The 25,335-nt window shown below is 72.3% G+C and carries 19 protein-coding genes, 5 tRNA genes and 1 riboswitch; of the genes, 10 read left to right on the top strand and 14 right to left on the bottom strand.

Features of this window, described 5'->3' with window-relative positions; translation table 11 throughout:
* Positions 1–2: 2 nt before the first annotated feature.
* A riboswitch (cyclic di-AMP (ydaO/yuaA leader) is annotated at positions 3–148 on the bottom strand.
* Positions 149–440: 292 nt separating this feature from the next.
* Positions 441–1,673 carry a DUF2332 domain-containing protein gene (locus K7396_RS19515; protein ID WP_152104812.1) on the top strand — a complete coding sequence of 411 codons (1,233 nt, stop codon included), beginning with the start codon at positions 441–443 and terminating at the stop codon, positions 1,671–1,673.
* Positions 1,674–1,761: 88 nt separating this feature from the next.
* Here the strand turns inward: K7396_RS19515 and K7396_RS19510 are convergent, their stop codons facing one another.
* From K7396_RS19510 to K7396_RS19490, 5 genes are all read right to left on the bottom strand, one after another.
* Complete coding sequence (locus tag K7396_RS19510; protein WP_152104811.1) at positions 1,762–2,904, bottom strand: PP2C family protein-serine/threonine phosphatase; 1,143 nt, start codon at positions 2,902–2,904, stop codon at positions 1,762–1,764.
* Between the two features lie 283 nt (positions 2,905–3,187).
* Positions 3,188–3,263: transfer RNA gene (locus K7396_RS19505), tRNA-Lys, on the bottom strand.
* A 177-nt stretch (positions 3,264–3,440) separates the two neighbouring features.
* Positions 3,441–5,576, bottom strand: coding sequence for a DEAD/DEAH box helicase (locus tag K7396_RS19500; protein ID WP_152104810.1), 2,136 nt, complete (start codon positions 5,574–5,576; stop codon positions 3,441–3,443).
* 293 nt (positions 5,577–5,869) lie between these two features.
* Positions 5,870–6,436: a hypothetical protein gene (locus K7396_RS19495; protein ID WP_223660104.1), complete on the bottom strand. Its 567-nt coding sequence runs from the start codon at positions 6,434–6,436 to the stop codon at positions 5,870–5,872.
* Between the two features lie 252 nt (positions 6,437–6,688).
* Positions 6,689–7,039 (bottom strand): metallopeptidase family protein, encoded by a 351-nt coding sequence (locus tag K7396_RS19490; protein WP_152104809.1) that lies wholly within the window; start codon positions 7,037–7,039, stop codon positions 6,689–6,691.
* A 121-nt stretch (positions 7,040–7,160) separates the two neighbouring features.
* On the opposite strand from K7396_RS19490, the gene K7396_RS19485 reads away from it, so the two are divergent.
* The 4 genes from K7396_RS19485 (at position 7,161) to K7396_RS19470 (ending at position 9,241) form a co-directional block, all read left to right on the top strand.
* The gene (locus tag K7396_RS19485; RefSeq protein WP_174886958.1) at positions 7,161–8,885 is read left to right on the top strand and encodes a metallophosphoesterase family protein; all 1,725 of its coding nucleotides are present in this window, start codon (positions 7,161–7,163) and stop codon (positions 8,883–8,885) included.
* An 82-nt stretch (positions 8,886–8,967) separates the two neighbouring features.
* Positions 8,968–9,040 (top strand) — tRNA-Glu (locus K7396_RS19480).
* A gap of 48 nt (positions 9,041–9,088) precedes the next feature.
* Positions 9,089–9,163 (top strand) — tRNA-Asp (locus tag K7396_RS19475).
* A 4-nt stretch (positions 9,164–9,167) separates the two neighbouring features.
* A tRNA-Phe gene (locus K7396_RS19470) sits at positions 9,168–9,241 on the top strand.
* A 44-nt stretch (positions 9,242–9,285) separates the two neighbouring features.
* Here the strand turns inward: K7396_RS19470 and K7396_RS19465 are convergent.
* The gene (locus tag K7396_RS19465; protein ID WP_223660102.1) at positions 9,286–9,513 is read right to left on the bottom strand and encodes a hypothetical protein; all 228 of its coding nucleotides are present in this window, start codon (positions 9,511–9,513) and stop codon (positions 9,286–9,288) included.
* Positions 9,514–9,589: 76 nt separating this feature from the next.
* Positions 9,590–10,699: an ABC-2 transporter permease gene (locus K7396_RS19460; RefSeq protein WP_086721820.1), complete on the bottom strand. Its 1,110-nt coding sequence runs from the start codon at positions 10,697–10,699 to the stop codon at positions 9,590–9,592.
* A gap of 135 nt (positions 10,700–10,834) precedes the next feature.
* Here K7396_RS19460 and hrpA point away from each other — a divergent pair, with 135 nt between their 5' ends.
* The 3 genes from hrpA to K7396_RS19445 all read left to right on the top strand — a co-directional run bounded on the left by hrpA (position 10,835) and on the right by K7396_RS19445 (position 15,743).
* A complete protein-coding gene (gene hrpA / locus K7396_RS19455; protein WP_086721821.1) occupies positions 10,835–14,956 on the top strand; it encodes an ATP-dependent RNA helicase HrpA in 4,122 nt (1,373 codons plus the stop codon).
* 93 nt (positions 14,957–15,049) lie between these two features.
* Positions 15,050–15,124 (top strand) — tRNA-Asp (locus K7396_RS19450).
* 385 nt (positions 15,125–15,509) lie between these two features.
* Positions 15,510–15,743, top strand: a complete 234-nt coding sequence (locus K7396_RS19445; RefSeq protein WP_086720569.1) for a DUF6274 family protein — start codon at positions 15,510–15,512, stop codon at positions 15,741–15,743.
* Positions 15,744–16,272: 529 nt separating this feature from the next.
* Here the strand turns inward: K7396_RS19445 and bldC are convergent.
* Positions 16,273–16,479: a developmental transcriptional regulator BldC gene (gene bldC, locus K7396_RS19440; protein WP_003949541.1), complete on the bottom strand. Its 207-nt coding sequence runs from the start codon at positions 16,477–16,479 to the stop codon at positions 16,273–16,275.
* 512 nt (positions 16,480–16,991) lie between these two features.
* Entirely contained in the window at positions 16,992–17,828 is an 837-nt protein-coding gene (locus K7396_RS19435) for a hypothetical protein (RefSeq protein ID WP_086720568.1), read from the bottom strand.
* A gap of 197 nt (positions 17,829–18,025) precedes the next feature.
* Between K7396_RS19435 and K7396_RS19430 the strand changes: the two genes are divergently transcribed.
* Positions 18,026–19,144, top strand: a complete 1,119-nt coding sequence (locus K7396_RS19430) for a Leu/Phe/Val dehydrogenase (protein WP_086720567.1) — start codon at positions 18,026–18,028, stop codon at positions 19,142–19,144.
* A 317-nt stretch (positions 19,145–19,461) separates the two neighbouring features.
* Complete coding sequence (locus K7396_RS19425; protein WP_042151574.1) at positions 19,462–19,707, top strand: DUF3073 domain-containing protein; 246 nt, start codon at positions 19,462–19,464, stop codon at positions 19,705–19,707.
* Between the two features lie 166 nt (positions 19,708–19,873).
* Here K7396_RS19425 and purM read toward each other — a convergent pair whose 3' ends face one another.
* From purM to K7396_RS19400, 5 genes are all read right to left on the bottom strand, one after another.
* Positions 19,874–20,944 carry a phosphoribosylformylglycinamidine cyclo-ligase gene (gene purM / locus K7396_RS19420; protein ID WP_086720566.1) on the bottom strand — a complete coding sequence of 357 codons (1,071 nt, stop codon included), beginning with the start codon at positions 20,942–20,944 and terminating at the stop codon, positions 19,874–19,876.
* 34 nt (positions 20,945–20,978) lie between these two features.
* Entirely contained in the window at positions 20,979–22,538 is a 1,560-nt protein-coding gene (purF, locus tag K7396_RS19415; RefSeq protein WP_086720565.1) for an amidophosphoribosyltransferase, read from the bottom strand.
* 324 nt (positions 22,539–22,862) lie between these two features.
* Positions 22,863–23,660 (bottom strand): maleylpyruvate isomerase family mycothiol-dependent enzyme, encoded by a 798-nt coding sequence (locus K7396_RS19410; protein WP_086720564.1) that lies wholly within the window; start codon positions 23,658–23,660, stop codon positions 22,863–22,865.
* Positions 23,661–23,860: 200 nt separating this feature from the next.
* On the bottom strand, positions 23,861–24,706 hold the full coding sequence (locus tag K7396_RS19405; RefSeq protein WP_086720563.1) for a M23 family metallopeptidase: 846 nt from the start codon (positions 24,704–24,706) through the stop codon (positions 23,861–23,863).
* 34 nt (positions 24,707–24,740) lie between these two features.
* The gene (locus tag K7396_RS19400; protein ID WP_086720562.1) at positions 24,741–25,253 is read right to left on the bottom strand and encodes an ArsR/SmtB family transcription factor; all 513 of its coding nucleotides are present in this window, start codon (positions 25,251–25,253) and stop codon (positions 24,741–24,743) included.
* Positions 25,254–25,335: the final 82 nt, after the last annotated feature.

Raw genomic sequence — 25,335 nt, 5'->3', positions numbered from 1 at the left:
CTCCTTTCCTTCCTTCTCGCCTACCGGGTTAGCTGACGGGTTCGGAGCAGGAAGGTCTCCTACGGGCGCCCGCTGGCGGAGAGCGTCCGATTCACCCCAAGGAAGTGGTTCCCCGGTTCCCTGGTGCAGTTCGAGGTGCTGGAGGTGCGTGAAAAGCGCATGCGGGATTCGGCGTCGGCGCACGGTGCCGCCTCTGGCGACGGCTGGGACGACCGCGCTGCGTTATCGGACAGTAATAGAGATCGCAGCCGAATTCCAAGCCTTCCCACGATTCCTTAGCGGCCGCGCACGAGCCGTGGCATGGACTTTTTCGGCCGGGACGGCGGCAAACCGGGCGAGTCGACCGCGCGACGCTAAACGATCTCGCGTTGATTGTGCGTCAGTTGTTATGCGGAGGGGTGCCCCTCGGTTACGGAACGTGAGAGCAGTAACGTCGGATCATGGTCGTCAACGTCGGGAACACCGGGAACGTCGCGAGGGCTGCCGCCGGCACCTGGGGAGTGGCGGAGCGGTACCGGGAGTTCTCCTGGCGTCGGGCGCGCGGGCGGTCCGCGGCGCACGAGGAGCTGAGCGCCCGGATCGGCCAGGACCCCGAGCTCTGCGATCTGCTGTCGGGGTCGCTGCCGGCCGGTGCCGGCCAGCAGCCCGACCTCCTGCTCGCCGCCGTCCGCTACCTCGACGGCCCGCACGCCGAGCTGGGGCCGCGCGGCGACGTGGCGTACGGCCGCTGGCGCGAGTGGACGGTCCGGCACTGGGACGAGGTGCGCGCCGTGATCATGCAGCGCACCGCCCGGTCCGACGAGCCGGCCCGCTGCGCGACCCTGCTGCCGCTGCTCGCCCGCCTGCCGCAGCCGCTGGCCCTGCTGGAGGTCGGCGCGTCGGCGGGGCTGTGCCTGTATCCCGAGCGCTACCGCTACCGCTACGACGGCGACGTGGACGGCGGGAACCGGGGCGGCCCCCGGGAGGACGCTCCCCGAGGCGGCGCCCTCCTGGCCGAGGTGGGGCCGCCGGAGAGCCCGCTGGTGCTGGAGTGCCGTACGGGAGGGGCGGCCGACGCGCTGCCCGTGCCCGGCCGGCTGCCCCGGATCGCCTGGCGGGCCGGTATCGACCTCGACCCGCTCGACCCGGTCGCCGACGCCGACGATCTGCGCTGGCTGCAGGCGCTCGTCTGGCCGGGCGACGGGGCGCGGGCCGCCCGGCTGGCCGCGGCCGTCGAGGCGGTACGGCCGGTGCCGCGGCCGCGGATGGTGCGCGGCGACCTGCTCCACGAACTGCCGTCACTCGCCGCCGAGGCGCCGCCCGGGGCGACCCTGGTCGTCTTCCACAGCGAGGTGCTGTCCGGCCTGTCGCCCGCCCGCCGCGAGGAGTTCGCGCATCTCGTCCGGTCGCTGCTGCGCGGCCGGCCCGGCGGCGGCCACTGGATCTCCCAGGAGCACCACACCCTCACGCCCTGGCTCACCGCCCCGGCCCCTCGCGCACCGCACCCCCGGGACACCCCGCTGCTGACCCTCGCCCTCGACGAGCGCCCGGTCGCCCTCACCGGCCCGCACGGCGAACTCCTGCACCGGCTGCCGGCGTCGGCACCGGAGCCGGGGACGGAGCCGGGGACGGGGACGGAGCCGGGGACGGGGACGGGGACGGGGACGGGGACGGAGAGCGCGGCAGACGCCTGAGACCGCCCGTACGCCCCCCGCACGCCCTCTCCCGGACCTCGGACGCCCCGCCGCCCCTCCCCTACACCCCACACCCCATGGGCCCCACCTACACCCCCATGGGCCGCTGCACCGCCAGCAGCGCCATGTCGTCGGCCGGTGCGCCTCCCGTATGCCGTGCGACGTCCTCGACGAGGGTGTCCAGGAGGGCGTCCGGGCCCGGGAAGCGGCGGCCGCGCAGCCTGCTCGGCGGGTGGTAGAAGCGGCCCCGCAGGTCCCTGGCCTCGGTCACGCCGTCGGTGAAGCACAGCAGCTGGGCGCCGGCCGGGAAGAACGTCTCGTCCGAGCGGTCCGGCCAGCTCGCCACCTCGCCCATCCCCAGGGGCAGCGCCGGCGCCTGGGGCACCAGTTCGCGCAGCCCGCCGTCCGGGGTGAGCAGCAGCGGGGAGGGGTGCCCGCGGTTGAGGATCCGCAGCACGGACTGCCCGTTGGCGGGGATCTCGGCGAGCACGGCGGTGGTGAACCCCTCGAACTGGTCCAGCCCGGCCCGCCGCCCGCCCTCCCGTTGCAGCGCCCGCTCCAGCCGCCCCGCCACCGCCTCCAGCGTCGTCTCCTGCTCCGCCGCCTCGCGGAAGGCGCCGACGACGACCACCGCGGCCTCCACCGCCTCCAGGCCCTTGCCCCGGACATCGCCGACGATCAGCCGTACGCCGTGCGGGGTGTCCTGCACGGCGTAGAGGTCGCCGCCGATCCGGGCGTCGGCCCGTGCGCCCACGTAGCGGGCGGCGACGGCGAGCCCGGCGAGCTGCGGGGGCGGCAAGGGCAGGACGGCGCGCTGGGCGGCCTCGGAGATGTCCCGTGCGGACGCCAGGTGGGCGTCGCTCCGGCGGACCAGCCGGTTGATGCCGAGGGCCAGCAGGGCGACCACCACGACCATGGCGCTCTCCGCCAGCGACGCGCGCCCGCCCTCCAGGGCGCCGCGGTAGGTGACGGCCCAGATCTCGCCGAGCACGGCGGCCAGGGCCGCCAGTGCGGTGGCGCGCAGGGAGGAGAGCGCCGCGGCGGTCAGCGGGGCGGCGCAGAAGAAGGGGGCGGCGGTGTAGGCGGCCGGCGTGGCGATGCCGAAGGCGAGGCCGCCGGCGATCAGGAGGGCGGGCAGCAGGCGCACCAGCCGGCGGCCGGACGTGACCGTCCCGCCGTGGCGCGCCTGCCGCTCCCCGTCGTCCCTGGGGGGCGCTTCGTCCTGGAGCATCCGCACCGGCCTCTTCCCGCTCCCGCCCGTCCGTACGAGCACCGTGGTGGCGGCCGCGTCGACGTACCCAGGGTTTCCGCTGCGGCGCCGGGCGGCGAATCGCCGGGGGCCGGACGGGTCACGCGGCCGGCCGGCGCCACAAGATCGCTCCGGGCGGGGACACTTGGCGTCCGCCCGCCCGGAGACGGCCGGGGACACCGGGAAACGCCGGGGGCCCGGACCGTGTACGGTCCGGGCCCCCGGGGCGACGCTGTGCGGGCCGGACGGTTCTCCCGTCCGCTTCTGGTGGGCCATCAGGGGCTCGAACCCTGAACCAATGGATTAAAAGTCCACTGCTCTGCCAATTGAGCTAATGGCCCGCACCGAGCAGCATAGCCCGAGCGAGTGCCCCAGCCCGAAGGCATTAAGGATCAAGCTGCCCGGCGGGACCCCGAGGAGCCCTCCGGCGGGCCGGCCGCGGCACCCTTTCCACACCTCAACACGCAGGGCCCGTACGGCACTTGCGTGCGTACGGGCCCCGCGGTCAGCGGGTGCGATCAGCCGTTGCGCTTCCAGCGCGGCTTGTCGTCACGGCGGCCGAAGGAGCCGGTCGTGGCGCCGCGGTGGTCGTCCCGGCGGCCGTACGGACGGTCGCCGCCGGAGCGGTGGCCGCCGTGCGGGGGACGGCCGCCGGAGCGGTCGTCACGGTTGAACGGGCGGTCGCCGCCGCCGGAGCGGTAGCCACCGGAGGAACGGCCGCCGGAGCGGTCGTCACGGTTGAACGGGCGGTTCGGACGGTCGCCGCGGTCGCGGTTGAAGCCACCACCGGGGCGGTCGTCACGGCGGTCGCGGTTGAAGCCACCACCGGAACGGTCGTCACGGCGGTCACGGTTGAAACCGCCGCCCGAACGGTCGTCACGACGGTCGAAGGAACGACCACCACGGTCGTCACGACGGTCACGGTCGAACGACCGGCCACCGGAACGGTCGTCACGGCGGTCGCGGTTGAAGCCACCACCGGAACGGTCATCGCGGCGGTCACGGTTGAAACCGCCGCCCGAACGGTCGTCACGACGGTCGAAGGAACGACCACCACGGTCGTCACGACGGTCACGGTCGAACGACCGGCCACCGGAACGGTCGTCACGGCGGTCGCGGCGCTCGAAGTTGCCCCGGTCGTCGCGGCGCTCGTCGGCGGCCTGGGCCGGCGCGGCGGCCTCGGCGGCGGCCTCGGCCTCGGCGGTCTCGGCCGCGGCGGCCAGCGCCTCGGCCGGGTCCTCGCCGCGCTCACGGGCGGCGCGGGCGGTCAGCCGGTCGGCCTCCTCGCGCAGCTCGGTGGCGCGGCGCTGCAGACGCTCCAGCTCGCGGGTCAGCTCGGCCACCTCACGCTCGGCCTGCTTGGCGGAGTTGTTGGCGCCGTCGGCCTGGACCTCGGTGAGCGAGCGCGCACCGGTGATCCGGGCGACGTCCTCGTCGAAGGCACCGGAGCCGCCGACGATGTGGCGCGAGGCGTCCACGCCCGCGTCCTCCATCAGCCGGAAGATCTGCCGGCGCTGGTGCGGCAGCGACAGCGAGACGACGGTGCCGGACTGGCCGGCGCGGGCGGTGCGGCCCGAGCGGTGCAGGTAGTCCTTGTGGTCACCGGCGGGGTCGACGTTCAGGACCAGGTCGATGCCGTCGACGTGGATGCCGCGGGCGGCGACGTCGGTGGCGACCAGCGCGTTGACGTAGCCGTCCTTGAAGTCCGCGAGCACCCGGGTGCGCGCGCCCTGCGTCATGCCGCCGTGCAGCGCGTCGGCCTTCACGCCGGACTCGACGAGCTGCTCGGCGATGCGGTCGGCGCCCAGCTGGGTGCGGACGAAGATGATGGTGCGGCCCTTGCGGGCGGCGATGGCGGCGGTGACCGGCGCCTTGTCCTTCGGCTTCACGACCAGGACGTGGTGGGTCATGGTGGTGACGTTGCCCTGGGCGCTGTCGACCTCGTGGCTGACCGGGTTGGTCAGGTAACGCTTGACCAGCGTGCCGATCTCGTTCTCCATCGTGGCGGAGAACAGCATCCGCTGACCGCCGGACGGCACCTGGTCGAGCAGCTCGGTGACCTCGGGCAGGAAGCCCAGGTCGGACATCTGGTCGGCCTCGTCGAGGACCGCGACCTGGACGTCCTCCAGGGAGCAGGCGCCGCGGTTGATGATGTCGCGCAGGCGGCCGGGGGTGGCGACGAGGATGTCGACGCCGCGCTCCAGGGCGTAGATCTGGTTGCCCATGGACGTACCGCCGCAGACGACCTTCATCTTGAGGCCGAGCACGTCGCCGTAGGGCTGGAGGGCGTCCGCGACCTGCATCGCGAGCTCACGGGTCGGGGTGAGGATGACCGCGCGCGGCTTCTTCTTCTCGGTGCGGCCGTCGGCGAGGCGGGCCAGGGTCGGCAGACCGAAGGAGAGGGTCTTGCCGGAGCCGGTGCGGCCGCGGCCGAGGATGTCCTTGCCGGCCAGCGCGTCCGGGATGGTCGCGGCCTGGATCGGGAAGGGGGTGGTGACACCGTTCTGCGCGAGCTTGCGGACGACGCCCTCGGGCAGTCCGAGGTCGGCGAAGGTGACGGTGTCGGTCTCGGGCGCCTCGTCGGCCGCCGTCACCTCGGGGACCGTCTGCTCGTCGAGTGCGGGCATGACGGACTGCTCAGTGGAAATGGACATGCGAAATGCGAAACCTTCCGGAGTCTCGGCACGCGCCCAAACTCCGTGTGTTTCACACGACCGCCTCTATGCGGTCAGCCACGGCAAGGGAGAGAACGCGCCACGCGGCGCGCTTCTGTTCTGGCGCCGGGCAAATGGGATCAAACGATCTACCACCATACGCACTCCGCCCCCCGGATGGCAAATGACCTCCCGGCCCCCGCCATCCGCCCCCCTGACGCCCCCGTCCGCACCAGGCTACGCGCCCTGCCCGGCGCCCGTTTCGTCCTGCCGCTATGCCCCTGCCGCTCCCGCTATGCGCCGGTGCCGTACGGGTCCGACGGCGAGGACTGCGACGACTGTGATGTCTGCAACGGCGACACCGGCGCGACCGAGGACGGGCCGGAGGCCTGGGTGCTCGGCGGCGGGGGGCTGGCGGGCGGCGGGGTCGCCGGCGCGGTGGGCGTACTGGGCGGGGGCGTGGCCGGCGGGGTCACGGGGTGGTCGGGGCGGGTCGGCGAGGGCTTCGGGCGGCCGGGCCGGCCGCCGTGCCCCGCGGAGTCGCCGTGCGCCCCGCCGGCCCCCGGCTCGGGCCCCGACGGCTGCACGGGCTGGGACGGCTCGCCGGGCTCGGACGGCTCCGCCTCCTCCTTCCCCGCCTTCTTCCTGCCCTTGTCGTCGCCTTCGGCCGGGCGGCCGGCGCCGTGGTGGCCCATCCGCCGCGGCCCGCCGCCCTGGCCGTCCACGGTCACCCCGCCGGGGCCGGACAGCCCGCCCTTCCCGTCGTGCCGCGCGGCGGAGCCGGAGGGTCTCGGTTTCTCCTCCGGATCACTCACGCTCATACAGCCGGCCAGCGACGCGGCCAGCGCGGAGACGGCCACGGCCGCGGAAACGGCCCGGGAGTGCCTGCGGCGCGCCGTCGGACGTGACGGGGCGGCAGGGCCGGCCGACGACGAGGACGGTGTCGGCGTCGGGGGCGAAGGGTTACTGGGGCTCGGGCGCACGGCGGGACCTCCGGATCCGGAGCGCAGGGACGGCGGCACGGACGCCCTGCCCAACTCCCGCCGCCCGCCCGAGGACACGCACGGGCCCCGTCCTATCGCGCCGGTCACGCCTTCCGGCCGGGGCGCCCCCTAGCCGTAGCCGAGCGCGTGGAGCCGCTCGTCGTCGATCCCGAAGTGGTGGGCGATCTCATGAACGACCGTCACTTCGGTCTCCGCGACCACGTCCGCACGCGTGTCGCACATCCGCAGCGTCGGGCCCCGGTAGACGGTGATCCGGTCCGGCAGCACCCCCGCGTACCACTCCCCGCGGTCGGTCAGCGGCGTCCCCTCGTAGAGCCCGAGCAGCTCGGGGTCGCCGGCCGGGGGCTCGTCCTCGACGAAGACCGCCACGTTGTCCATCAGCCGGGTCAGCTCCGGCGGAATCCGGTCCAGCGCCTCGGCGACCAGTTCCTCGAACTCCTCGCGCGTCATTTCCAGCACACCACCATTCTCCGCCACCCGGACCCACCACCGATCGTCGCGCCCCGCCCGCCACTCCGCACCCCAACCGGAAGCCACCGCTCCTCGCTTAACGGCCCCCACGACCGGGCATACGGGACCAATGGCCCGCGCCGCGCGCTCCCGGACACCGCACCCCGACCCCCCGCGCCACCCGCTGCACCGGCTGCTTCGCACCTCGCTCGACGGCGTATCCGCGCTCCCCGCGGCCGTCCGCCGCGCCTACCGCTCCCGCCGTACGGCCCCCGCCGCCACCCGTGGCGGACCACCGCGCTCCACGGCCCGCACCGCGCCCGCCGCCCTGCCCGGCACCGCCCCGCGCCGCCCCCTGCGCTCCGCCCTCGGCCTGATGGCCGTCACGGTCCTCGGCGCCTGGCTGGGGCTGGTCCTGATCGGCGGCGTCCGGGCCCCCGTCGGCCCGATGGACACCAGCATGGCGCTGCGCCCCTCGCTGACCGGCGGCACCAGGATCGACGTGCCGCCCCTGGGCGACCTGGAGCTGCGCAGCCACTACGCACCCGTACGGCTCGACGTCGGTGTCGACCGGCTGGACCCGGTCCGCTCCCGGGCGCTGGTCGACCACCCCGAGCGGTTCGCCGGCCTGCAGGACGAGGTCACCCACGACGTCACCCGCGCCACCCTGGGGCTGGCGCTGCACTCCGGCGCCGCCGTGGCCGCCGGCGCGGCCGCCCTGGGGCTGGCCGTCTACCGCCGCCCGCGCCGCGCGCTGGCCGCCGGGGGACTGGCGCTCGCCCTGCTCGCCGCCTCGGCCGGCACCGCGTACGCCACCTGGAACCCCAAGTCCGTACTGGAGCCGAGGTTCTCCGGACTGCTCTCCTCGGCCCCGTCCGTGGTCGGCAACGCCCGCAACATCGTCAGCGAATTCAACGTCTACCAGAAGGAGTTGGCGCGCCTGGTCACCAATGTGACCAAGCTCTACGACGCCACCTCGACGCTGCCGGTGTACCAGCCGGACCCCACCACCATCCGGGTGCTGCACGTCTCCGACATCCACCTCAACCCCGGCAGCTGGCGGATCATCGCCTCCCTGGTGAAGCAGTACCGGATCAACGTGATCATCGACACCGGCGACACCATGGACCACGGCTCGGCCGCCGAGAACCACTTCCTGGACCCGGCCTCGGCCCTCGGCGCCCCGTACGTCTGGGTGCGCGGCAACCACGACTCGCACAGCACGCAGAAGTACCTGACCGGCCGCCCGCGCGTCACCGTCCTGGACCACGGCGGGGTCGCCCGGGTCGCCGGCCTGCGCCTCGCGGGCGTCGGCGACCCGCAGTTCACCCCGGACCGCTCCGTCGTGGCGGCCGGCGACCCGGCCGAGCGCACCGCCGGCGGCCGGCTCGCCGACTCGCTGCGCACCCAGCGGCTGGCCGGCACGCCCGTCGACATCGCGCTGGCACACAACCCCGCCGCGGCGACCGAGGCGGACGGCCTGGCCCCGCTGGCGCTGGCCGGCCACCTCCACCACCGCGAGAACACCACGCTCCCGCAGGGCACCCGGCTGATGGTCGAGGGCTCCACGGGCGGCGGCGGGCTGCGCGCGGTGCAGAACCGGAAGCCCGCGCCGGTCGAGGCGTCGGTGCTCTATCTGGACCGGACGACGAAACGGCTGCAGGCGTGGGACGAGATCACGCTCGGCGGCCTGGGCCTGTCACGGGCCGAGGTCAGCCGCCACCTCCCCCGCGAGAACCAACCCGGCGCCACCCCCTCGCCGTCCGGTTCCGCCCACCCGGCCGGAGGGCCGTCCGCCTCGCCGGACGGCCCGGTCCACCGCCCGGCCAGGGCCCCTTCCGGCGGCCCCCGGTAAACCGTTTTGGCGAACCGTCCTCCCATCCCATATGCTTCTCACGTCCCCGACGGCGCCGGTAACGACGCCAAGGTGGCCACCAGCCCTCATCGTCTAGTGGCCCAGGACGCCGCCCTTTCAAGGCGGTAGCACGGGTTCGAATCCCGTTGGGGGCACGCAACATCGTGTGTGAGAATGGCTTGCGCCGCTTTCGCACAATGCAAGGTCCTGTGGAGCAGTTTGGAGTGCTCGCCACCCTGTCAAGGTGGAGGCCGCGGGTTCAAATCCCGTCAGGACCGCTGCGGCTGGGTAGCTCAGTTGGTACGAGCGATCGCCTGAAAAGCGATAGGTCGCCGGTTCGACCCCGGCCCCAGCCACACCCATTGGGAGAAGGCCCCGATTCCAGGAATCGGGGCCTTTTTCATATCCGGTCGGTGCCGGGTTCCGTGTCGTGTTCCTCCTCCGGCTGCCAGAAGATCAGCCGGGCGCTGCCGCTGATCGCCCCCATCGCGCCCAGGCCCAGCGCCATCCGCGCCCATCGCGCCTCGCCGTCCCAGTCGTGCGGCGCGCCGAAGACCAGCCAGCCGGCGAGCGCGAAGCCCGCGACCAGCAGGGCGACACCCGCCATACGTCGTAATCCCTTGTCCATGCGGTCATCCTCGCGCAGGCGCGCCGGCGTCGTAACGCGGTTTTCCGCACGGTGGCGCGGCGGCGGGAGCGCCGGCTCAGGCGTCCGCGGCGAGCGCCGGTGCCGTCTCGCGGCCACCCGGGTGGCGGTGCCGCCAGACCCAGAAGACCGTGCACGAGAGCAGCGACCAGCCGGCCAGCACCAGGAAGGGGAAGGCGTGCTGGTGGCCGCCGAAGTAGACGGCGGTGTGCTGGGCGTTGACCGAGCCGCCCGGGGGCAGCCAGCGGCCGACGAGGCCCAGGGCGGACGGCAGCAGCGGCCAGGAGACCGCGCCGCCCGAGGAGGGGTTGCCCAGCAGCACCATCAGTCCCCAGGTGGGGATCATCGCCCAGCGCCCGATGAGGGCGTTGAACATCGTGAAGACCATGCCGGACGTGAACATCGTCAGCGCCAGGATCAGCCAGGACTCCGTGAACGGCAGCCGCAGCGCGCCCAGCCACCAGTCGACCACCGCGGCGATGGCGAAGCCGCCGAGCAGTGCGTAGGCCGCGGTGACGGCGATCCGTTCGGCCGGTTCCAGGGCGCGGGCGTGCACGCTGAGCTGGATCGCACCGACGAAGCCGATGATCACCGCGGCCAGCGAGATGTAGAACAGCGCCAGGCCGCGCGGATCGCCCTTCTGCAGCGGTTTGATGTCCCGGATCCGGACGTCGACGCCGGCCGCCCGGCCGACCTGGGCACCCGACTGGGCCAGCAGCTGGGCCACCGTGGCGCCCGAGGCGCCGGAGAGGTCCAGCTCCACGCCCCTGCCGCGGGCGCGCAGGATGGCGAACTCCTCCTGCTCGTCGACGGCCCGCCGGGCCCGGCCGTACGTGGGGTAGCCGGTCAGCCGGAGCGAGGCGTTCAGCGCCTTCTCCATCCCCTGGGTGAACGCCTTCACCGCCGGCGTACCGGGCGAGCCGACCACGGCGGTGGGGATGGACCGGGGCGTCGGATTGGCCATGGCGTACGTGTACGAGCCGGCGAACAGGCCGGCCGCCGCGGCGACGATGAGGGTCAGCACGACCGCGGGCAGGTAGGGCGACGCCTTGAAGGCCGCCCACCGCGCCGCCACGGCCTTGGGCCCGCCGTGCGCGCCGTGCGTCGCGGATCCGCCGGGCGCGCCGGAACCGCCGGGCACACCGGAGCCGCCGCGATGATCGGACATAGGGACACGCTAAGGCAGCCATACGGGATATACCCGGGCAGATGCCCCGGGTGCGGCGGCCCCGGTGCCCCGGATCCGGCCGTGCGGGCAAATGGTTCGCCCTTCGATTACGGGAGGTGAGATCCTGGGGGACGTATGTCCAGTCAGCCTGCCTCCGCCCTGCCCGACGGCGCTGCTCCTTACCCGCCCGGCACCCCCGCTCCCACGCTTCCCGCCCTGCTGGAGCGGCTGCCCGAGCTGATGCTGCGCGACCAGCAGCGGCTGGGCCGCCGGCTCGACGGCGCGCGCCGGATCCGCAAGCCCGAAGCCCGACAGGCCGTGCTCGCCGAGATCGCCGGCGGCATCGACGAGGCGGAGCTGCGGGTCGAGCAGCGGCGCGCCGCGGTGCCCGGCATCACGTATCCGGAAGAGCTGCCGGTCAGCCAGAAGAAGGACGAGATCCTCGCCGCGATCCGCGACCACCAGGTCGTGATCGTCGCCGGTGAGACCGGTTCCGGCAAGACCACCCAGATCCCCAAGATCTGCCTGGAGCTCGGGCGCGGCATCCGGGGCCTGATCGGGCACACCCAGCCCCGCCGGATCGCGGCCCGTACGGTCGCCGAGCGGGTGGCCGAGGAGCTGAGGACCCCGCTGGGCGAGGCGGTCGGCTGGAAGGTCCGCTTCACGGACCAGGTCGGCGGCGACACCCTCGTCAAGCTGATGACGGACGGCATCCTGCTCGCCGAGATCCAGACGGACCGCGAGCTGCGCCAGTACGACACGATCATCATCGACGAGGCGCACGAGCGCAGCCTCAACATCGACTTCATCCTCGGCTACCTGGCTCAGCTGCTGCCCCGGCGCCCGGACCTGAAGGTCGTGATCACCTCCGCGACCATCGACCCGGAGCGGTTCGCGCGGCACTTCGGCTCCTTCGCCGCCGTGGAGGCGGGGGACGGCCGGGGCGCCTCGGGGACGCCGGGCGGCTGCGGCGGCGACGGGGAGAAGCCGAGCGCCCCCATCGTGGAGGTCTCCGGCCGTACGTACCCGGTGGAGGTGCGCTACCGCCCGCTGCTGGAGGAGGGCGGCCAGGACGCCGACCGCGACCAGATCACCGCGATCTGCGACGCCGTGGACGAGCTGCAGGCCGAGGGCCCCGGCGACATCCTGGTGTTCCTCTCCGGCGAACGGGAGATCCGCGACACCGCGGACGCCCTCAACAAGAAGGCCCTGCCCTTCACCGAGGTCCTCCCCCTGTACGCGCGGCTGTCGCACGCCGAGCAGCACCGCGTCTTCCAGCGGCACACGGGCCGGCGGATCGTGCTGGCCACGAACGTCGCCGAGACCTCGCTGACCGTCCCGGGCATCCGGTACGTCATCGACCCCGGCATGGCCCGCATCTCCCGCTACAGCTACCGCACCAAGGTCCAGCGGCTGCCCATCGAGCCGGTCTCGCAGGCCAGCGCCAACCAGCGCAAGGGCCGCTGCGGCCGGACCAGTGACGGCATCTGCATCCGCCTCTACTCCGAGGACGACTTCCTCTCCCGGCCCGAGTTCACCGACGCCGAGATCCTCCGCACCAACCTCGCCTCCGTCATCCTGCAGATGACCGCGGCCGGCCTCGGCGACATCGAGAAGTTCCCCTTCATCGACCCGCCGGACCGCCGCAACATCAAGGACGGCGTCGACCTGCTGAGCGAGCTCGGGGCGCTCGACAGCAAGCAGAAGTCCTCCCAGTCGGGTCAGAAGGGGCAGCGGCTCACCCCGCTCGGCCGCAAGCTCTCCCAGCTGCCGGTCGACCCGCGGCTGGCGCGGATGGTGCTGGAGGCCGACCGCAACGGCTGCGTCCGCGAGGTCATGGTCATCGCGGCGGCGCTGTCCATCCAGGACCCGCGCGAGCGGCCCGCCGACAAGCAGCAGCAGGCCGACCAGCAGCACGCCCGCTTCAAGGACGAGACCTCCGACTTCCTCGCCTTCCTGAACCTCTGGCGCTACGTCCGCGAGCAGCAGAAGGAGCTGTCCTCCTCCGCCTTCCGCCGGATGTGCCGCAGCGAGTTCCTGAACTACCTGCGGATACGCGAGTGGCAGGACATCTACTCCCAGCTGCGGTCGGTCGCCAAGACCATGGGCATCCACCTCAGCGAGGAGGACGCGGCGCCCGACCACATCCACACATCCCTGCTCGCCGGTCTGCTCTCGCACCTCGGGCTGAAGGACACGGACGCCAAGAACGAGTATTTGGGCGCCCGCAGCGCCAAGTTCGCGGTGTTCCCCGGCTCCGCGCTCTTCAAGAAGCCGCCGCGCTGGGTGATGTCCGCCGAGCTGGTCGAGACGTCCCGCCTGTGGGGGCGGGTGAACGCGAAGATCGAGCCGGAGTGGATCGAACCGCTCGCCCAGCACCTGGTCAAGCGGACGTACAGCGAGCCGCACTGGGAACAGAAGATGGCCGCGGTGATGGCGTACGAGCGGGTGACGCTCTACGGCGTCCCGATCGTCGCCCAGCGCAAGATCGCCTACGGCCGTATCGACCCGGAGACCTCGCGGGACCTGTTCATCCGCAACGCCCTGGTCGAGGGCGACTGGCGCACCCACCACCGCTTCTTCCACGACAACCGCAAACTCCTCGGCGAGGTCGAGGAGTTGGAGCACCGCGCCCGCCGCCGCGACATCCTCGTGGACGACGAGACCCTCTTCGACTTCTACGACCAGCGCATTCCCGCCGACGTGGTCTCCGGTGCGCACTTCGACGCCTGGTGGAAGAAGAAGCACCGCGAAGAGCCGGAGCTGCTGGACTTCGAGCACTCCATGCTCATCAACGAGTCCGCCGAGGCCGTCACCAAGGACGACTATCCGGATTCCTGGCGGCAGGGAAAGCTGAAGTTCAAGGTCACCTACCAGTTCGAGCCCGGTGCGGACGCGGACGGCGTGACCGTCCACATCCCGCTCCAGGTGCTCAACCAGGTCACCTCCGAGGGCTTCGACTGGCAGATCCCGGGCCTGCGCGAGCAGCTGGTGACCGAGCTGATCCGGTCGCTCCCCAAGCCGATCCGCCGCAACTACGTCCCGGCGCCGAACTTCGCGGCCCGCTTCCTGGACACCACGGTCCCCCTCCAGGGCGCCCTGACGACGTCTCTGGCCGCCGGGCTGCAGCGGATGGTGGGCGTACCGGTCGAGGCCGCCGACTTCGACCCGGGGAAGCTCCCCGACCACCTCAAGATCACCTTCCGGGTGATCGACGAGCGGCGCCGCAAGCTCGCCGAGGACAAGGACCTGGAGGCACTGCGGCTCACGCTCAAGCCGAAGACCAGGGCGGCCATCTCCAAGGCCTTCGAGCAGGCCGCCGAGCGGCCCGCCGGGGACCGCGGGCAGGGCGGCGCGGGCGCCGGGCAGGCGCCGGCCGGCCCGGAGCAGCGGACCGGGCTGACGTCCTGGACGATCGGCACCCTGCCGCGCACCTTCGAGACCCGGCGCGGGGGCCAGCCGCTGAAGGCCTACCCGGCGCTGGTCGACGAGGGCAGCAGCGTCGCGGTACGCCTCTTCGACACCGAGGCCGAACAGCTCACCGCGATGTGGGCGGGCACCCGGCGGCTCATCCTGCTCAACATCCCGTCCAATCCGGCCAAGTTCGCGCAGGGCAAACTCAGCAACCAGCAGAAGCTGGCACTCTCCCGTAATCCGCACGGCTCCATCGCGGCGCTCTTCGAGGACTGTGTGACCGCCGCCACCGACCGGCTGATCGCGGCCCGGGGCGGCCCGGCGTGGGACGAGGAGTCCTTCCGCAAGCTGTTCGACGCCGTGCGCGCCGATCTGGTGGACGTCACGCTCCGGACCGTCCAGCAGGTCCAGGAGGTGCTGGCCGCCTGGCAGGCGTGCGAGCGCCGGCTGAAGGAGACGTCCTTCCCCTCCCTGCTGCCGTCGCTCACGGACGTCAGGGAGCAGCTGGCGGCGCTGATCAAGCCGGGCTTCGTGACGGCGCACGGCGCCAAGCGGCTGCCCGACCTGATGCGCTATCTGGTGGCCGCCGACCGCCGGCTGCAGCAGCTGCCCACCCACGCCGAGCGGGACCGCACCCGTATGGCGAAGGTGAAGGAGATGCAGGACGAATACGCCTGGCTGCTGGAGCAGTTCCCGCAGGGCCGCCCGGTGCCGGCCGCGGCCCTGGAGATCCGCTGGATGATCGAGGAGCTCCGGGTGAGCTACTTCGCGCACGCCCTGGGCACCGCGTACCCGGTCTCCGACAAGCGGATCGTGAAGGCGGTGGACGCCGCGGCGCCCTAGGAACGAGGGCCGCCGGTACCGAGTTCGACCGCACCCCCTGACCTGCTGTAGAGTCTTGCTTCGCAGCCCGCCGCAAGCGGAAAGCAAACGCAAGGTCCTGTGGAGCAGTTTGGAGTGCTCGCCACCCTGTCAAGGTGGAGGCCGCGGGTTCAAATCCCGTCAGGACCGCATTTCACGGCCCGCATCCCTCTCGGATGCGGGCCGTTCTGCTGTCCGGCCCGGCCCCGCCCCGCGACCATCCCGTCCCGGACACCACACGCCCCGTCAGCCCCCGCCCGTACGGCCCGCGTCGCGACCCGGCGCCCGCCCCACCCCGGCGCTCACCCCCTCCCGCGGACCGAGAGCATCCGCCGCCCCTTCCCCCCTCCTCCCCGACCGCTGAGCAGCACCACCGCGCGCCCCGGCCGGCCCCACCGGAAGGGCCCCGCACCCGTGTCCACACCCGCCCCGGACGAATGCGGTGCGTAGCCGGATTACTGCCCGCCGTATTGACTGCGGCACGTACCGCCGGTACTCACTGAGGAAGGGCATGGGGGCCGGGGAGGTATGCGCGATGACGACTGCGGTACGACACGAGACCAGGGCGCTGTTGCGGGCCCACCTGTCGGCGGCGACGGGCTATCGCCATCTGATGCGGCACTGCCCCATCTGCCACCAGCTGCTACGGCTCGCCATGGAGGCGCACACGGCCCGTTCGGGGGCGCCGGCACCGTCGCCCGCCCCCGCGCCGTCGCCGGCCGTCTGTGAGCCGCCGGCAGCCGAGGGCGAAAGTCCCGTGGCCGGATGACCAACGACGCATGCGTCACCGTCCGCGCGGTGACACGCTGTTGGGCGTGGCGGGGGAAGTTCTCTACCGCAGCGGACGTATCGTCTTCAAGCGCCGCGTAGTGTGACGGGTGTCACCGAACAAGTTTGACGCGATGCGGAACTTACACCTCGCCTACAACCGGTCAATTTAATATGTGCAATTGCACCACCTGTGAACGACTCAGTAACGAGTCCGCAGGGTCCGCGCACGAAGGCCCTCACGGGGCCCGTGAAGGCACCCTGACCGGCGTCCGGGGCGGTGTCGGCGCCGGGGCGACCCGAGCGCCCTGAGGGGCCCTGGAGCGGGCGCACACAAAAAAGATCGCGCTGGACCCGGCGGAGTCCAGCGCGATCGGTGACGTACCCAGATGGAGCGGGTGTGGGGCCTGTTGGGGCAGGCGCCGCGTCATATGGAGCTGTGTGGAGCGTGGTGAAGCAGGCAAAGCCAGGGGTGCAAAGCAGGCGCTTTCGGGTTGGGGGCCCCGAAAACGACCTGGTTATGCGGTTGTTCAGGCCTCGCTGCGCTGCTGCGGGATACCCGCGAGCAGTGCGCGGACCTCAGCCTCGCGGTAACGCCGATGCCCTCCGAGCGTGCGGATGGACGTGAGCTTGCCTGCCTTGGCCCAACGGGTCACCGTCTTCGGGTCCACGCGGAACATCGTGGCAACCTCGGCAGGGGTAAGCAGCGGCTCGGCGTCAGGGGTGCGAGCGGTCATGAGCGGCCTCCTCGGGAGAACCGAACCATCACGGTTCTTTCCTCTAAATTCTGCACCTTGACCCGCGTTGCCCGAAATGGCGGACGCGGGCCGAGTCGGTTATAGGACGAACGGCTTGTCCTCGGCACTACAACTACACCATCTGTCCAGCCACGTCGGCCAAACCGATGGAATTGCCCTCTCAGGTGTTCAACCTCGGCGGAAGCCGATGGACCGTGCCATAGCGGACAGTCACCCGTCCGTGACGATCAGTCACAGCATGATCAGTCGCCACGAGACCCCTCAAGGAGCGCAATACCGATCTATCCGCCCTTAGTTGGACGGAAGGAGCCCACGTCGGGCTCCTTGTCCTATTTTGGCACGAGGGTATGGCTTGGGAGCAAGACCCGAAGTCAGTGCTTTAGGTCACGCTTGAGGCAATCGCCCGGATAGGGACCTACGTCCTTTACCGCCCGGCCACCACGAAGCGAAGGAACCGATTCCGCATACCTACCATTGCACCGCACCGGCACTCAGCTGGAGAACTGGCGTTCCCGCACCGCCCGCCACCGCTGGGAAAGCTTCTCGTACGCGACCCCGGCCCGCTCGCCGTCCCCCTCGCGCAGCGCCGCGAGCCCCTCCGCCACCTCGGCGGCGGAGCGGTCCTCGGCGAGCTGTTCCTCGGGCACCGCGTGCACCAGCCCTCCGTAGTCCAGCTCCACGAGCGAGCGCGGATGGAATTCCTCGAGCCAGCGCCCCACATCTACCAGGCCGTCGATCAGCGGCCCCTCTTCCAGGGCGTCGCGCAGCGTGCGCAGCCCCCGGGCGACCCGTCGCCGCGCCTCGACCATGGGCGTGCGGTAACGCATCACGGGCGCCTGCTCACCCTTCGTGTACTCCCGCTCGTCGTCGTCGAACAGCACGAACCAGCGGACCGGGACGTGCCAGGCGGCGCCGCGGATCCAGGGCCTGGCGTCCGGGTTGCGCTCCCGCCACCGCTCGTAGTCGCCGGCCGCCTGCATCCGCACCACCGGCGGCAGCGCCGCGTCCAGCACCGACGCCGGGAGCAGCTCGTCCAGCGCCTCCAGGGCCTGCCAGCCGCGCAGCCGGGTGCGCCAGGGGCAGACGCAGGTCACCTCGTCCACCACGGCGACGAAGGCGTCGGCGCTCTCGTGCACCGGGACCGGCACCGGCGGGGTCGCCAGCAGGTCGGCCAGCGCCCGGCGCTGCTCGTCCTGGGCGGTGGGGGTGTCCTCCCGTTTGGCATAGCGCGCCCAATGGGAGCGCTCCGGTTCGGGGAACGCGGCCAGCGGCTCGTAGACCCGCAGATATGCCATGTACGGGACCTTCACCGACGACGCCAGGGCCACGCCCGCTCCTTCAAAGGGGAAGTCCACCGCCGGGAGATCCGGAGGGCCCCCGCCGGCCTGCGATACGACCAGATCGTCCCATGCCCGTCCCCCGGGAGAGGGTGATCCTGGGCACCCGACCGATCAACCGGCCCCGCAGGTCTTACGCTCTTTTCAACCGGCCCTCCCCACCCGAAGGAGGGCGTCCTTCGCGACTTATGGGAGTCACCACAGTGACTGACGTACGTCCGGCCCACGCCGGCACCGACGGCGGCGTTCTGCACACCCTGTTCCGATCGGAGCAGGGGGGCCACGAGCAGGTCGTTCTCTGCCAGGACCGTGCCAGCGGCCTGAAGGCCGTGATCGCCATCCACAGCACCGCCCTGGGCCCCGCCCTCGGCGGCACCCGCTTCCACGCCTACGCCTCCGAGGAGGAGGCCGTGCTGGACGCCCTGAACCTCTCGCGCGGCATGTCCTACAAGAACGCCCTCGCCGGGCTGGACCACGGCGGCGGCAAGGCCGTGATCATCGGTGACCCCGACCTGATCAAGACCGAGGAACTCCTGCTCGCCTACGGCCGGTTCGTGGCCTCGCTCGGCGGCCGCTACGTCACCGCCTGCGACGTCGGCACCTACGTCGCCGACATGGACGTCGTCTCCCGTACGAACAAGTGGACCACCGGCCGCTCCCCCCAGAACGGCGGCGCCGGCGACTCCTCCGTCCTGACCGCCTACGGCGTCTTCCAGGGCATGCGCGCCTCGGCCCAGCACGCCTGGGGCGACCCGACGCTGCGCGGCCGAAAGGTGGGCATCGCGGGCGTCGGCAAGGTCGGCCACCTCCTCGTCGAGCACCTCCTCCAGGACGGCGCCGAGGTCGTGATCACGGATGTCCGCGCCGACTCGGTGGCCCGGGTCCGCGCCAAGTACCCGCAGGTCACGGCGGTTGCGGACACCGAGGAACTGATCCGTACCGAGGGCCTGGACGTGTATGCGCCATGCGCGCTGGGCGGCGCGCTGAGCGACGAGTCGCTGCCGGTGCTGACCGCGAAGGTGGTCTGCGGCGCGGCCAACAACCAGCTCGCCCACCCCGGCGTCGAGAAGGACCTGTCCGACCGCGGCATCCTCTACGCCCCCGACTACGTCGTGAACGCCGGCGGCGTCATCCAGGTGGCCGACGAGCTGCACGGCTTCGACTTCGACCGCTGCAAGACCAAGGCGGCGAAGATCTTCGACACCACGCTGGCGATATTCGCCCGTGCGAAGGCCGACGGCATTCCGCCCGCCGCGGCCGCCGACCGTCTGGCCGAGCAGCGCATGGCGGAGGCGCGGCGGGTCTGACCCGGCCGGACGGCGGCCCGATCGGCCAAAAACACAGCCTTGCGCGGCCCGCCGCGGACGGTCGGGGGAGATATCCCTCACCACCCGTCGGCGGGTCGCCGTACAGGACAGGTTAAAATCGCAGTTGACCAGCGGGGACGGGGCACCTTGCCGGTCGTGCCGAGCGGCGGGTGATGCGGGCGACGTACCGTATGGCCGCGGAAGCAGGTACCGTTAAAGCCCTACGGGCCGGTCTCTCTGTCGAGAGCCCGCTCTGATCCATGAACGCGTGTCAAGACTCTGGGGCCATCGAGCCCCGTCATTGAGGGGGTCGACCCATGGGGCGCGGCCGGGCCAAGGCCAAGCAGACAAAGGTCGCCCGCCAGCTGAAGTACAGCAGCGGTGGGACGGATCTCTCACGACTGGCCGACGAGCTGGGTGCAACGCAGTCGAACCAGCAGCCTCCGAACGGAGAGCCGTTCGAGGATGACGAGGACGACGACCCGTACGCACGGTACGCAGAGCTGTACAACGACGACGAAGAGGACGAGGGCGACTCGTCGGACCAGCGTCGTCGCGCTTGAGTCTCTGCTCGCGGCACCCATAACAGCATCACGGACCCGGTCCTGGGCTTTGCCCGGACCGGGTTCTGTGCTGCCCGGATGACCCCGGGGACCGCGGCCGTAGCGACGGCTTCCCGGGAGGGTGGCCCCTCCCGCGGCCCGGAGGCCACGGGAGAGATCCGTCCGCTCAGCTCGCGTAGTCACCGGTCAGGGTCACTGCCTCGGCGCGGTCACCGCGGTCGGTGATCTCGCCGCTGACCCAGGCGTCCACACCCCGGTCGGCCAGCGTGGTCAAGGCGGCCTCCACCGAGCCCTGCGGCACGACGGCCATCATGCCGACGCCCATGTTCAGGGTCTTCTCCAGCTCCGGGCGGGCGACCGAGCCGGCCGCGCCGACCAGGTCGAAGACCGGGCCCGGCGTCCAGGTGGTGCGGTCGACGGTGGCGTGCAGGCCGTCCGGGATGACCCGGGCGAGGTTGTTGGCGAGGCCGCCACCGGTGATGTGCGAGAAGGCGTGCACCTCGGTCGTGCGGGTCAGCGCCAGACAGTCCAGCGAGTAGATCTTGGTGGGCTCCAGGAGCTCCTCGCCGAGCGTGCGGCCGAACTCCGGAACCTCCCGGTCCAGAGCCATTCCGGCCCGGTCGAACAGCACATGGCGGACCAGCGAGTACCCGTTCGAGTGAAGCCCGGAGGACGCCATGGCGATCACCGCGTCGCCCGTACGGATACGATCCGCGCCCAGCACCCGGTCCGCCTCGACGACGCCCGTACCGGCGCCGGCGACGTCGAACTCGTCCGCGCCCAGCAGCCCCGGGTGCTCCGCGGTCTCGCCGCCGACCAGCGCGCAGCCGGCCAGCACACAGCCCTCGGCGATGCCCTTGACGATCGCGGCGACCCGCTCCGGGTAGACCTTGCCGACGCAGATGTAGTCGGTCATGAACAGCGGTTCGGCGCCGCAGACGACCAGGTCGTCGACGACCATGCCGACGAGGTCGTGGCCGATGCTGTCGTAGACGCCCATCTTGCGGGCGATGTCGACCTTGGTGCCGACGCCGTCGGTCGCGGAGGCGAGCAGCGGGCGCTCGTACCGCTTGAGGGCGGAGGCGTCGAAGAGGCCGGCGAAGCCGCCCAGGCCGCCGACGACCTCGGGGCGGGTGGCCTTCTTCACCCACTCCTTCATGAGGTCCACGGCGCGGTCGCCGGCTTCGATGTCGACGCCCGCGGCGGCGTAGCTGGCACCGGAGGATTCAGCGGACATGGCTGAGCACTTTCCTGTCGTGTGTGAACGAGCTCTACGGGCGACGCAGCGCGTCGGCGCCGCCGACCCCGGCGGTGAGCGTCTGGACGCCGTCCACATCGGACTTCGTCCGGCTCGCGGTCTCCGACTCCAGGAGGTGCTTGCCCAGCAGGTCCGGGTCGGGCAGGTCCATCGGGTACTCGCCGTCGAAGCAGGCGCGGCAGAGGTTCGGCTTCGCGATGGTGGTCGCCTCGATCATGCCGTCGATGGAGATGTACGCGAGCGAATCGGCGCCCAGCGACTTGCCGATCTCCTCCACGCTCAGCCCGTTGGCGATCAGCTCCGCGCGGGTGGCGAAGTCGATGCCGAAGAAGCACGGCCATTTGATCGGCGGGGACGAGATCCGGATGTGGACCTCGGCCGCACCGGCCTCGCGCAGCATCCGCACCAGGGCGCGCTGGGTGTTGCCGCGGACGATCGAGTCGTCGACGACCACCAGGCGCTTGCCGCGGATGACTTCCTTGAGCGGGTTGAGCTTGAGACGGATACCGAGCTGGCGGATGGTCTGCGAGGGCTGGATGAAGGTCCGGCCGACGTAGGAGTTCTTGACCAGGCCGGAGCCGTAGGGGATGCCGCTGGCCTCGGCGTATCCGACGGCGGCGGGCGTGCCGGACTCCGGCGTCGCTATCACCAGGTCGGCGTCGGCCGGGGCCTCGGCGGCCAGCTTGCGGCCCATCTCCACGCGGGAGAGGTACACATTGCGGCCGGCGATGTCGGTGTCCGGGCGGGCGAGGTAGACGTACTCGAAGACACAGCCCTTGGGGCGGGCCTCGGCGAAGCGGCTGCTGCGCAGGCCGTTCTCGTCGATGGCGACCATCTCGCCGGGCTCGATCTCCCGGATGAAGCTGGCGCCGCAGATGTCGAGGGCGGCGGTCTCGGAGGCCACCACCCAGCCGCGCTCCAGGCGGCCGAGGACCAGCGGGCGGATGCCCTGCGGGTCGCGGGCGGCGTAGAGCGTGTGCTCGTCCATGAAGCAGAGCGAGAAGGCGCCCTGGACCTTCGGCAGGACGCGCGGGGCGGCCTCCTCGACGGTCAGCGGCTTGCCGTCCTCGTCGACCTGGCCGGCCAGCAGCGCCGTGACCAGGTCGGTGTCGTTGGTGGCCGCGACCTGGGTCGCCCGGCCGCCCTCACGGGGCAGCGCGGAGACCAGATCCGCCAGCTCGGCGGTGTTCACCAGGTTGCCGTTGTGGCCGAGCGCGATCGAGCCGTGCGCGGTCGCACGGAACGTCGGCTGGGCGTTCTCCCACACCGAGGCACCGGTGGTGGAGTAGCGGGCATGGCCCACGGCGATATGGCCCTGGAGAGAGCCGAGGGAAGTCTCGTCGAAGACCTGGGACACCAGGCCCATGTCCTTGAAGACGAGGATCTGGGAGCCGTTGCTCACCGCGATGCCCGCGGACTCCTGTCCACGGTGCTGCAGCGCATACAGCCCGAAATAGGTGAGTTTGGCGACCTCTTCACCCGGAGCCCAGACACCGAAGACGCCGCAAGCGTCCTGGGGGCCCTTCTCGCCGGGGAGCAGGTCGTGGTTGAGTCGTCCGTCACCACGTGGCACGGCACCGAGTCTAGGGCAGGTCGCGCATTCATCCGAACCGGGGATGGCCCCGGACCTGGATGAGTGCATGAATCACACGGGTGGGATTTGACGTGGCCACGGCGTCCAAGGGGCGCGTGCCGGCTGCGCCGCACGCCCCGGATCCCTTGGCCCACCTGGTGCGCCGCGGGGTGCGGGGCGCGCGACGCGGCCGGTGTGGATCTTGCGGTGCGGGGGCGGGTTCCGCTTCGTGTGAGATGCGCGACGCCCCCTCGGCCGCGGCCGGCGCGGGCCGGGCGCCCGGCCGTTCGCCGCCGGCGGTGCGGGGCGCCCGGCCCGTGGCCGTCAGCTCAGCAGCGGCAGGAGGCCGCCGAGGCCGGAGCGTTCGCCGCTGGCGCTGATGGTGGCGGCTCCCAGCTCCTCGGCCCAGGACGTCCGGCCGGCGGCCAGCCGGATCCAGGTCAGCGGGTCGGTCTCGACGACGTTCGGCGGGGTGCCGCGGGTGTGCCGGGGGCCCGCCACGCACTGCACCACGGCGAACGGCGGAATGCGCAGCTCCACCGATCCGCCGGGCGCCCGGTCCGCCAGGGTGTCGGCCAGCAGGCGGGTGGTGGCAGCCAGTGCCTGGCGGTCGAAGGGGATCACCGTGCCGGTCGCGGCCGCGAGGTCGTCGGAGTGCACGACGAGTTCGACGCAGCGGGTGACGAGGACCTCGGCCAGCGGCATCGCGCCGGGGCGGACCGGCAGCAGCCGGTCGTCCGGCACCGTCGCGACCGTCTCGGCGAACTCCGCCGCGGTGCGCTCCAGCAGCGCCACGGGGTCGTGCGCGGCGGCCAGGGCGCGGGTGCGCTCGTCGATGTCGACGGCGCGCGGCGCGGTCGCCGACGACCACTCCAGCAGGGTGGCCTCCGCCCGCTCCGGAACCGGCCCCTCCAGACTGCGCGCCACGCTCCCCACGGCCATGGACAGATGCGCCACCAGCTCGCGCACCGTCCAGTCGCCGAGCCGGGTCGGCAGCGCCAACTGGCCGGGTGCGAGGGCGCGTACGGCCTGCTGGACGTGAGCGAGCTGGGCCGTGACGGCGCTGCGGGTCTTCTTCGGGTCGTACCGGCGCGGGCGCGGCTTCCGGGCGGCGGGAGGCATGTACGCCAGCCTACGAGGCGGCACCGACAGGCGCCGCCGGATTCGGGGGACGGGGGACCGGCCGGGGCCGGCAGCGGCCGGCAGCGGCCGGCCCCGGCGCCTCCTCGCGGGCACCGGGACCGGCGGTCAACTCCGCTCCCCCGTAGGACGGTTGGGCGGACAGCAGGCACACGGGAGCGGCCGAGGGACCTGCCGGCCGGTCAGCCCGCCGGTGTCGTCCGTGTCGTCCCGGCCTCGAACGCCTCGCCGTTGCGCGGGACACCGATGCCCTGCCAGGTGAACGGGATGCCCTGGGCGGTGACCGGGTCGGCGGCGTCCATGAGCTGGAAGTGGACGTGCGGCTCGCTGCTGTTGCCGGAGTCGCCGCACTGGCCGAGGGTGTCCCCGGCCCGCACCCGGTCGCCCGTACGGACGGTGAGCGAACCGCGGCGCACATGGGCGTAGAGCGCGTGGACGCCGTTGCCCAGGTCGAGGATCACGTGGTTGCCGAGCATCGGGCGGGTGCCGCCGAGCGCGCGGGCCGGGCCCTCCAGGGCGAGCAGATAGACGACCGCGGGCCAGGACGTGCGGCTGAGGTGGTCGCGGCTGCCGTCCTCGGCGTGGACGACGGTGGCGTCGGCGACGGCGAACAGGGGCGCGCCGAAGGCGGGGAAGTCCTCGTTGCGCCGGACCAGGGGCCACCAGCCGAAGGCGGGCCTGGAACCCGGCTCCGGTTCCGCCACGATGTCGATCGCGTACGTCTGCCCGTAGGCCCGGGTGCCATGGCTGGGGACCTTGTCGGCGGGGCTGTTGAGGGCCTTCCAGCGGCCGGTGACCGGGGCGGCGACGGCCACCGGTGCCACGGCCGGGCCCGTCGGACCGTCCCCCTCGGCGCGGGCCGCCCGGCGGTTCGCGCCGAGCGTGATCAGTATCCACAGGCCCAGGGGGATCCAGCCCCACCCGTAGGGAATGTCGACGAAGAAGCGCGCGACGACGATCGCGAGAAAGATCAGCAGGCAGGCGCGTGCGGCGTTCCTGGCGAGCTTGCGCTCGGTTGCGGGCGTCATTCCGTCTCCCCCGTGAGGTCGGTGTGGCCGGGCTTCAGCACCCGGCGGCGGTGAGCATCACCAGCAGCGGTACGACGCGGCCGGCCGGCACCTCGTAGCGGCCGCGGCCGGCCGTCTGGAGCCAGCCGGCCGCGGTCAGCTGCCGCAGGTGGTGGTAGATCTGGCCGGTCGTGCCCGTGCCGTCGAGCTCGGTGAGTTCGGCGGCGGTGCAGCGGCCGCCGAGGATCTCGCGCAGCAGCCGCAGCCGTACGGGCTGGCCCAGCGCGGCGAACGACTCGGCGGCGGCCGCCCAGTCGTCGTCCAGCAGGGTGTCGGTGGCCAGGCCGTACTGCCACTCGTAGCGCAGTCCGGCCGGGGTGCGCACGGCGCCGGTGAAGAGCACTCCGCCGTTGTCGGCGCCGAGTTCGGCCCACTGCTCCTTGAGGCCCCGCAGCGCCCACAGCTCCTCGTCCCCGCCCCGCTCGGGCGGGGTGACGGGGCGGGCGGCGGACTGTTCCAGCGCGGCCAGCCGGCGTTCCAGGTCGGCCACCCGCTGCTCAAGATCCATGGTGAGAGATTACGTAATTACGTAATCTCTGGCAATGGGTGAGGCGATTCCCGGCCATGGCTGCCGGTGCCGGAAAACGGCG

The organism is Streptomyces angustmyceticus (genome assembly GCF_019933235.1).
Classification (GTDB): Bacteria; Actinomycetota; Actinomycetes; order Streptomycetales; family Streptomycetaceae; genus Streptomyces; species Streptomyces angustmyceticus.
Note: the sequence above shows the minus strand (reverse complement) of the source record. Positions and strands in the feature narration are given on the sequence as shown.

What these genes read in the sequence shown, in the direction of transcription:
- K7396_RS19460 (WP_086721820.1), bottom strand. Translation starts at nt 10,699, where the DNA reads ATGTCCGATCATCGCGGCGGCTCCGGTGTGCCCGGCGGTTCCGGCGCG.
- K7396_RS19445 (WP_086720569.1), top strand. Translation starts at nt 15,510, where the DNA reads ATGACGACTGCGGTACGACACGAGACCAGGGCGCTGTTGCGGGCCCAC.
- K7396_RS19400 (WP_086720562.1), bottom strand. Translation starts at nt 25,253, where the DNA reads ATGGATCTTGAGCAGCGGGTGGCCGACCTGGAACGCCGGCTGGCCGCG.
- bldC (WP_003949541.1), bottom strand. Translation starts at nt 16,479, where the DNA reads ATGACCGCTCGCACCCCTGACGCCGAGCCGCTGCTTACCCCTGCCGAG.
- K7396_RS19405 (WP_086720563.1), bottom strand. Translation starts at nt 24,706, where the DNA reads ATGACGCCCGCAACCGAGCGCAAGCTCGCCAGGAACGCCGCACGCGCC.
- K7396_RS19410 (WP_086720564.1), bottom strand. Translation starts at nt 23,660, where the DNA reads ATGCCTCCCGCCGCCCGGAAGCCGCGCCCGCGCCGGTACGACCCGAAG.
- K7396_RS19425 (WP_042151574.1), top strand. Translation starts at nt 19,462, where the DNA reads ATGGGGCGCGGCCGGGCCAAGGCCAAGCAGACAAAGGTCGCCCGCCAG.
- purM (WP_086720566.1), bottom strand. Translation starts at nt 20,944, where the DNA reads ATGTCCGCTGAATCCTCCGGTGCCAGCTACGCCGCCGCGGGCGTCGAC.
- K7396_RS19500 (WP_152104810.1), bottom strand. Translation starts at nt 5,576, where the DNA reads ATGTCCATTTCCACTGAGCAGTCCGTCATGCCCGCACTCGACGAGCAG.
- hrpA (WP_086721821.1), top strand. Translation starts at nt 10,835, where the DNA reads ATGTCCAGTCAGCCTGCCTCCGCCCTGCCCGACGGCGCTGCTCCTTAC.
- K7396_RS19430 (WP_086720567.1), top strand. Translation starts at nt 18,026, where the DNA reads ATGGGAGTCACCACAGTGACTGACGTACGTCCGGCCCACGCCGGCACC.
- K7396_RS19465 (WP_223660102.1), bottom strand. Translation starts at nt 9,513, where the DNA reads ATGGACAAGGGATTACGACGTATGGCGGGTGTCGCCCTGCTGGTCGCG.
- K7396_RS19485 (WP_174886958.1), top strand. Translation starts at nt 7,161, where the DNA reads ATGGCCCGCGCCGCGCGCTCCCGGACACCGCACCCCGACCCCCCGCGC.
- K7396_RS19510 (WP_152104811.1), bottom strand. Translation starts at nt 2,904, where the DNA reads ATGCTCCAGGACGAAGCGCCCCCCAGGGACGACGGGGAGCGGCAGGCG.
- K7396_RS19515 (WP_152104812.1), top strand. Translation starts at nt 441, where the DNA reads ATGGTCGTCAACGTCGGGAACACCGGGAACGTCGCGAGGGCTGCCGCC.